Annotated in this window: 4 protein-coding genes; all 4 read left to right on the top strand. The window is 28.7% G+C overall.

Annotated features, from left to right (window positions below):
- A partial coding sequence (locus ACRC03_RS15375) for a hypothetical protein (protein ID WP_438653473.1) occupies positions 1-971 on the top strand: 971 nt, incomplete at its 5' end.
- 359 nt (positions 972-1,330) lie between these two features.
- On the top strand, positions 1,331-3,886 hold the full coding sequence (gene pglZ, locus ACRC03_RS15370) for a BREX-1 system phosphatase PglZ type A (protein ID WP_438653472.1): 2,556 nt from the start codon (positions 1,331-1,333) through the stop codon (positions 3,884-3,886).
- Positions 3,887-3,921: 35 nt separating this feature from the next.
- Positions 3,922-5,952: a protease Lon-related BREX system protein BrxL gene (gene brxL / locus ACRC03_RS15365; RefSeq protein ID WP_438653471.1), complete on the top strand. Its 2,031-nt coding sequence runs from the start codon at positions 3,922-3,924 to the stop codon at positions 5,950-5,952.
- Between the two features lie 94 nt (positions 5,953-6,046).
- The coding region (locus ACRC03_RS15360; protein WP_438653470.1) for a hypothetical protein at positions 6,047-6,267 on the top strand (221 nt) is incomplete at its 3' end.

The raw sequence follows: 6,267 nt of genomic DNA, 5'->3' as shown, positions 1-6,267 counted from the left end.
TTACTGATTTTAGCTGTGAAGAATTTAATGAAATTTTATTTATATTAACATTAATAGGAGCTGCAAAAACTGATATAACTAAATTAGGAATACCAGAGATATTTACAAAGATTAATCCTATAATAAACGATGAAAATTTATATAAGGTTATAGAATTATACTCTTCAAGATATCTGGAGTATAGAGGTTCAAATCTAAAAAAACATTATTTAAAGACAAAACCTATAGTAAAGACTGATAATGGTAGAGTATTAATACTAAATCAATATATGTTATATAACTTACTTATAGATGCATCGTATTGGATTGTTAGAAACCACTATGGGCAAATGGATAGCCAAGATTTTACAAATACATTTGGAGTATTCTATGAAAAGTATTTGCAAGAGGTACTTGAATATTATTTAGATAGTAGTAAGTTTGAAAAATTACAAGAAGATAATAAATCTTCAACGTGTGATTGGAAGGTTGAAACTGATAAATATATTATACTTATAGAACAAAAATCTGCAATAGCAAGTATTTTTACTAAGAATATATATCCGGATACATCACAAGTTAGATCTTACTTAAATAGACTTGGTAAAGGGTTTAAGCAATTAAAAGTAACTGAGCAAAAAATTGAGAATGAGAATAATAAAACGATAGTAAAATTATTAGTGCATTATGAATTACTTTATATACCAGAAACACTAGAAGTAGAAATAATTAAAAGTATTAATGGTGTTAAGGACGATTATAATAATACATTTTTAGTTAGCACTTCAGAAATGGAAAGGTTGGTATACGCTTTAAGCAAAGGGGACGAAATTTTAAATGAAGTTATAAATGTAAAGTTAGACTTAGAAGCAAAACAAGATCCTCATGGAAGAAGTTTTTCTAAAATATTAGATGAAAGGCATATTAGAAATGATTATTTAGATAATGTGAAAAATCATCATAGGGATATGTTTGAAAAATATAGTTTATAAGTATTAATATCAGATGAAATGTACAAAAAAGAATACACTACATAGTCAGGTGATTACAAAAAAATTAATAATATTGACTTTGGGTTACACTATGTTCAAATGAAGGAAGCTACTTGGAAGTCTGTAATAGAATATTATATGTTTTTCTAATATATAGATGAAGTTAACTATGAATTAATATTTGAAGACTCATTGCTAGAGGATACTACTAGAAATTCTATAGATATTGCTAAAATAAATGATAAATACAGAAGCTTGAACTAAATCAAATAGTTCAAGCTTTTTTTTATATACTCTATATAAAATTATAATCTAGATATATAATATAATAGTAACAATTATGAAAGTAAGGTGAAGAAATGAACTTAGAAGAAGTAACAAAAGTCTTAAATGACATATACAAAGAACCTCTACTTCACGAAAAAAAGCGTCATATAGTATTTTGGTATGATGCAGATGGTGAATTTGTAGAGGATATAGATACATTAAATCTAGAAAACATAAGAACACTAAAATTAAATGAAAATAATTATTTTTATATAAGATACGAACTAGAAAAAGTAGACACGCAGTCAAACATACTAATATATGCTAATATGCAAAAGCCAAACCCAAGGGATAATTGGCTATTAGACATATACAAATACAGCATAGAATTTTCAACAGACAAAACAACAGTAATGATGAGAGATCTAAACATAAAAGATGCATCCTTAAGAAATATATTTAAGGATTACTCAAAATTCTTCAATAGCAAAGAAAGATATGCAGCATTTAAAAAATACGACATAGAAGAATACACAGAAGACTTAGTGCATGTAGCTGTATTATCAGCACTTTGTAAGTTACCAATACCAAACTTTGAAGAAGTAACTAAAACAATATTAAAAGAAGCTCTAACAGAAGACAAAAAGCAAATAGAGAATATCGAAAAGTTTGGTAATATGGATGCATTCTGGGAGTTAGCATCTAGAAAATATGGATATAATTTAGAAGAAAAAACACCAGGTAAATTAATGATACTATTAGCTCTTACAGATCTTAGTGATAAGGCTAATAAAGAGTTACCAAATAATTATAAAGCTTATGTATCTAATAAAAAGTCAGACTGTACAATATTTATAAATCACTTTATGAACGATAGAGAATACTCATCATACTATAAGGAATTAGCAGATAAAGTTCAAAAAGCAATAGACTTAGATAAAACTATAAGTAAATGGGATATAGATGATTTTATAGAGTGCGATACTTTTAGATATTTTGATGAATACATAATTAGAAAACTAGTAGATATAATCAAAAGTGAAGCATCTGAGTTTGATAAATACTTAAGTGTTATTCACAATAGAAAGTCACTATATTGGTACAAAGAGTACAAGCATTATTATGATGCTCTAGAACATGCTATAGAGTTACTTAGAATAAAAGACGAAATAGAAAATATCAAACAAAGAAAACCTATTGATATGATAGAAAGCTATTATAAGGATGATAGAAATGCATACTACCTAATAGATAAGTCATATAGAAAGTTTTATATAGCTTATGACAAAGTAAAGGATAAGGATATATTATATAATTTAATGGAGCAGGTAGAATCTATTTATACTAATTGGTATTTAGATGAATTAGCTGTAAAATGGTCAAGCTCAATAAAAGAAGAATTAGGAACTTCATGGAAAATGGGAGGAATCTTACCTCAAAAAATGTTCTACAGTAGTTTTGTGGAGACACATGTAGCTAAAAATGAGAAGGTGTTTGTAGTTATATCAGATGCATTAAGATATGATTGTGCAAAAGAATTGACTGATATCTTAAATACACAAAGAAAAGGTGTAGCTACAATAGATGCATTACAAGGTGTATTACCATCTTACACTAAACTAGGTATGGCTAGTTTATTACCTAATGAATCTATTAGTTTAGATGAGAAAAATAATGTGTATGTAGATGGAATAAGTGCAAGTGGAACAGAGAATAGGGATAAGATACTTAAAGTTAAAAATCCTGACTCTATAGCTGTAGCTTATAATGATATAAATGATATATCATCTACTGATTTTAGAAATATGTTTAGTGGTAAGAAGGTTATATACATATACCACAATGTCATAGATGCAAGAGGTGATAATTCTTCTACGGAAAGAGAAGTATTTGATGCTGTAGAAGATGCATTTGTTGAGTTAAATCAATTAGTGGGTCATATAGTAAGTAGAGCTAATGGATCTAATATATATATAACAAGTGATCATGGATTCTTATACAGAAGAGGTAACTTAGATAGTACTCACAAGATTAAGTATGAATGTGATGAATCCCATGGAAGAAGATATGCAATAACTGATAGCTACGAAGAACAACCAGGTACATTAACATTCTCTATGGATTATATATTAGGAAGCAATAGTAATAAGTACGTAACAGTACCTAGAGGAGAAGTTAGATTTGCAAAACAAGGTGCTGGTAGCAATTATGTACATGGTGGAGCCATGCTTCAAGAAATAATAGTACCTGTAATTAAGTTTAAAAATACTAGAGGTGTGGGCAAAGTAGATGAAAAAGTAGAAATTGAAATGACTACAATAAGTAGAAAAATAACTACACCAAGATTGACAATTAACTTCCTTCAAAAAGATAAAGTTGAAGATAAGAAATTACCTCTAATGTTAAAAGCATATTTTGAAGATAGTAATGGAAATATAATATCTAATGAAAATAGTATATTTGGTGATAGCAAATCATCAAATACGGAAGAGAGAATTTATAAAGAAAGATTTACTTTAAAGAGTATTAATTACGATAAAAACGCTAAATACTACTTAGTGTTAGTGGAAGATAATGAAATTAAAAATGAGTATGCTAGATACGAGTTTGTTATAGATATAGCTATACAAGATGAGTTTGGGTTTTAATTTATAAATAAAGTATGGAGTAGGTGTCTTATATTATGGGAGATTTAAATCAAAAATTAAATGAACACTTTGCTGGAAGAGTTGTTCGTAAAGACTTAACTAAAAAAATAAAAGAAGGAGCCAATGTTCCTGTATATGTATTAGAATACTTACTAGGAATGTATTGTGCAACTAATGATGAAGAAAGTATAAATGAAGGTGTGGAGCGAGTAAAGAAAATACTTGCAGAAAATTTTGTAAGACCAGATGAAGCAGAAAAAGTAAAATCAAAGATAAGAGAATTAGGTAAATATACTGTTATAGATAAGTTAACTGTAAAGTTAAATGCTAAGAAAGATCAATATGAGGCTGAATTTTCTAATTTAGGATTAAAAAATGTTCCAATAGCACCTCATTATATAAAAGATTATGATAAGCTTCTAGGTGGAGGTATATGGTGTATATTAAAAATGGATTATTATTTTGATGAAGATGCAAAAGATGAAAGTCCATTTAACATATCAAGCTTAAATCCTATACAAATGCCTAACTTAGATTTAAATGAAATAATGGAAGGGCGAAAAAACTTTACAAAAGAAGAGTGGATAGATGCACTTATAAGAAGTATAGGTATGGAGCCAACTAACTTAGAAGAAAAGGTAAAGTGGCATATGTTACTTCGTATGGTTCCGTTAGTAGAGAATAACTATAACCTATGTGAACTTGGACCTCGTGGTACTGGTAAATCACATATATACAAAGAAATATCACCAAACTCAATACTAGTATCAGGTGGACAAACTACAGTTGCTAACCTATTCTACAATATGAGTAGCAGACAAATAGGGTTAGTTGGAATGTGGGATACTGTAGCTTTTGACGAGGTAGCAGGTATAACATTCAAAGACAAAGATGGAATACAAATAATGAAAGACTTTATGGCATCAGGATCTTTTGCTAGAGGAAGAGAAGAAAAGGCAGCTTCTGCATCTATGGTGTTTGTAGGAAATATAAATCAAAGCGTGGAAAGTTTAATAAAAACATCACACTTATTTGATCCATTCCCAGATGCCATGAGTAGTGACTCAGCATTCTTCGATAGAATGCACTACTACTTACCAGGATGGGAAGTACCTAAAATGAGACCAGAGTTCTTTACAAATGAATATGGTTTTATAACTGACTATGTAGCAGAGTTTATGAGAGAAATGAGAAAAAGAAGCTTTTCAGATAGCATAGATAAATACTTTAAATTAGGAAATAACTTAAATCAAAGGGATACTATAGCTGTTAGAAAAACTGTATCTGGGATGATGAAGCTTATATATCCTAATGGAGAATATAGTAAAGAAGACTTAGAAGAAGTATTAAAATACGCTTTAGTAGGTAGAAGAAGAGTAAAGGAACAATTAAAGAAAATTGGTGGAATGGAATTCTATGATGTACAGTTTTCTTATATAGATAATGAAACTTTAAGTGAGGAATTTATATCAGTACCAGAGCAAGGTGGAGGTAAGATTATACCAGAAGGAATGAATAAAGCTGGGCATGTTTACACTATAGCTCGTGGTAAATCTGGTATGATAGGTACTTATAAAATAGAAACAGAAGTCATAAATGGAAATGGAAAATTTGAAAAAACAGGAGTAAGCTCAGATAGAGAAGCTAAAGAAGCTATAGATACAGCATTTAAGTATTTTAGAGCTAATAGTAAAAATATCAGTGGCACTATAAGTGTAGCGAATAGAGATTACATGATGCATGTCCAAGATGTAGGTGGAATTGGAATGTCTAGTGAATTATCATTAGCTGCATTTGTAGGGTTATGCTCAGGAGCTATGAATAGACCAGTTCAAAGTGAAATGGCAATATTAGGTTCTCTAAGTATAGGAGGTACTATTAACAAGATAGAAGAACTTGCAAATGTACTTCAAGTATGTTTTGATGCAGGAGCTAAAAAGATTATACTTCCAATGAGTAGTGCAGTTGACTTACCAACTGTACCACCAGAATTATTTGCAAAGTTCCAAACTTCATTCTATACATCACCAGAAGATGCTGTATTTAAGGCATTAGGAGTAATGTAAAAAGATTAGTTAGTATAAATACCTCTATGTCAATTTTCTAGACATAGAGGTATTTAACTATAGATTAAATATTAAATAAAAGATAGGAATAAATATGAGAAAAATATTAACTATAGAAGAGTATCAAAAACAAACAAAAGCAAAACTCATAAAAGGTAATAATAAAAAAATATTTGATGATGATAATATATTTATAGATGAAATAGAAGACTTATTTTATGTAGCAGATATAAATAATGTTAATCATATAATATGTAATTATATTTATTATGATAAAGATGAGTATGACAATATAGATACTACAATACCTTTTGC

The sequence above is a fragment of the Romboutsia sp. genome (assembly GCF_051659545.1).
GTDB lineage: Bacteria > Bacillota > Clostridia > Peptostreptococcales > Peptostreptococcaceae > JBOFOR01.
The sequence above is the reverse complement of the archived record's forward strand: the minus strand, read 5'-3'. Positions and strand labels throughout refer to the sequence as shown.